Source organism: Desulfonatronospira sp. MSAO_Bac3, assembly GCF_003838035.1.
GTDB lineage: Bacteria > Desulfobacterota > Desulfovibrionia > Desulfovibrionales > Desulfonatronovibrionaceae > Desulfonatronospira > Desulfonatronospira thiodismutans.
In genome coordinates this window covers 1-2,521 of record NZ_QYZY01000017.1, presented here as the reverse complement: position 1 = coordinate 2,521, position 2,521 = coordinate 1, and the positions used below count along the sequence as shown (strand labels likewise).

Below are 2,521 nucleotides of genomic sequence, written 5' to 3'. Positions count from 1 at the left end.
TATAAGATGAATGCGGTGTGAGTTTTATAATACCATTTGCACACTTCATGCTTTTTAGCGAAAAAAATTATTTAGTACAGCAGTATCTTCACTGGCCTGATACCCCACCACCCCGTCATACTGGTAGAACATGATCCAGCCGTCCTCTTCCCAGTAATGGCGGGTAATGACACTTTTTCCGCTTTCAAGCTCGATACGGTAGCTGGCCTGGGACAAACCGGTCATGAATAAAATGACCGGGATGAATGTTAACAAGAGATATTTTTTCATAGCGCTGATCTTGTTGTTTTGAAGTTATTTTTAAGCATTTTAGGCTTTTTTCGCGAGCCTGCGCGGAAAAAGAGGCTTCTTCGGGGCACCATCAGAAAAATGAAGGGATTGGTTACAACCACCCCCGGCCCCTCCTTGGCTAAGGCGGGGAGAGATAATGAAGGGATTGGTTACAACCACCCCCGGCCCCTCCTTGGCTAAGGCGGGGAGAGATAGTGAAGGGATTGGTTATAACCACCCCCGGCCCCTCCTTGGCTAAGGCGGGGAGAGATAATGAAGGGATTGGTTATAACCACCCCCGGCCCCTCCTTGGCTAAGGAGGGGAGAGATAATGAAGGGATTGGTTACAACCACCCCCGGCCTTAAGAAGTATGGGAGTAAGGGCGTATGGTAGTCAAAACATCTTTACACCCACACATGGATACCCTCATACCCCCATACTTTCTTCCATGGGAGGGGAGTTTACACCGTGCACTTATCCAGCGGGTCAGGATGTCAGATAAAGTTGCCAACATGTTGGTTTGAAATTTCGGCCAAGCGCCTATGCAAAGTCACATCTTCAGCAGAACTGCAGACCTCGATTCCAAAATCCTTCTCCAGCCACCGAGCCTCAGCCCCCACCAGAGGCGGATGTGATTTTTTACCCATTTTGCGTCAAACCTTTTTGGAGTAAAAAACCACATTTAGGGCGGCAATTTTATTCATGGACAGGCAAACAGTCTCATTGCTCAAGCCTGCTGGTTTTATTATGGTCTGGCAAAAAAAGGCCCGGAGGTTGTTATTTTTCCAGGATAAGGCGTTTGGGCATACCTTCGCCGGGTACCAGGTCGCAAACTATTTTGCCCCTTAGAAAATCCGATGCCTTGATGGTGGTTTCAACGCCTTTCCTGTACTGCTCAAAGGTTGCCAGTACTCTGGCGCACTTTGGGTCATTTTTCTGCACATAATCCTCTTCAGGGCAAATGCTCAGGGTCTGTCCGTCAAACCCGGCATAAGCCTCTGTGCTGTAACGAAAGACGCCGTCGTCAGCCTCTTTTAGATCAAGATTTAAAACCATGCCCTTGACCACATCCAGAGCCAGGGGCTCGATTTCTCTCCAGCTGCGCCCAATATAGGCCTGGGCCGGGGACAATACGCACTGCAGCCTTTCTCCGTATCGGGCATCTTCTCTGCTGGCTTCCAGGTCTTTGAGCCACTTTTTGGCCTCGGCTTCTCTGGCCCTGGCCTCGGCAGCCCTGCGTTCTTCAGCGGCCCTGTCAAGCTTTGCCTGTTCTTCTCTGGCCTCAAGCTGTTCCTGAGGGGTCATGGCTTCCCACTGTTCTTCTGGTATGTCCAGGGGGTATCTGCTGCCGCAACCGGCCAGCAAAGCAACCGTCAGGATCAGTCCGACAACGTACCTTGCCGGGCAGGCACCTCTGACTTTTTCCCAAACCGTCCATATCATTTTATAGCCTGACCTCCGTTAATAACATACTTATTTAATTCGCTGTTGGGTTGCAAGATAATCAAAAAAAATTGTTCTTTCAATGTTTTTGAGGAGTGGAGGAGTGGTTGCAGGCTTGTTGCGCTGATAAATTGATATCAGGCTTTTTCCTCGATCCTGCGCGGAAAAAGAGGTCCCTGCGGGGCAACATCCGAATAATGAAGGGAGCTCATACAACCACCCCCGACCCCTCCTTGGCTAAGGAGGGGAGAGATAATGAAGGGAGCTCATACAACCACCCCCGACCCCTCCTTGGCTAAGGAGGGGAGTTTACACCGTGCTCGTAATCCAGCTGGGCGGGGCGTCAGATAAAGTTACCTGCATGTTTGTTTGAAATTTGTGCTAAGCGCGTATGCTGGTGAGCTGGAGAGCAAGTTATTTGCGGGAATGTCCGGGGTCGGCTGCTTTTTTGAATATTGACCTGGAAATTTGGCATTTGATGCCGGAGAAGAATCAGGTTAAAATAGATCATGTTCAAGGAGATTCGATGTTAAGTAACCATTCAGGGTGCCCCAGATCCTGTGCCAGGAAATACAAATGAGTGCCCCTTGAATGGTTACGATGTTAAAAATGAGGGTGGACTACAAGGCGTGCTGAATAGTAAAAAAACCAGGCAACAATAAAAATGTGTATACAATTATGGACAAGTTAATTTCAAAGATTGAAGAATTAAGCCCTGTCGAGCGCAAAATCCTGCATCTCTGCGCACTGGCTGCGCCGGTTTCCAGCTCTGATGCCATTCATTTTCTGCTGCAGCTGTCTCACGCT

2 protein-coding genes are annotated in these 2,521 nt (G+C 49.0%); both read right to left on the bottom strand.

What is annotated here, in order from left to right:
• Positions 1 to 54: 54 nt before the first annotated feature.
• Complete coding sequence (locus D5S03_RS00310; RefSeq protein ID WP_287042361.1) at positions 55 to 270, bottom strand: hypothetical protein; 216 nt, start codon at positions 268 to 270, stop codon at positions 55 to 57.
• A 778-nt stretch (positions 271 to 1,048) separates the two neighbouring features.
• Positions 1,049 to 1,714, bottom strand: a complete 666-nt coding sequence (locus D5S03_RS00305; RefSeq protein WP_287042360.1) for an LptM family lipoprotein — start codon at positions 1,712 to 1,714, stop codon at positions 1,049 to 1,051.
• Positions 1,715 to 2,521 lie beyond the last annotated feature (807 nt).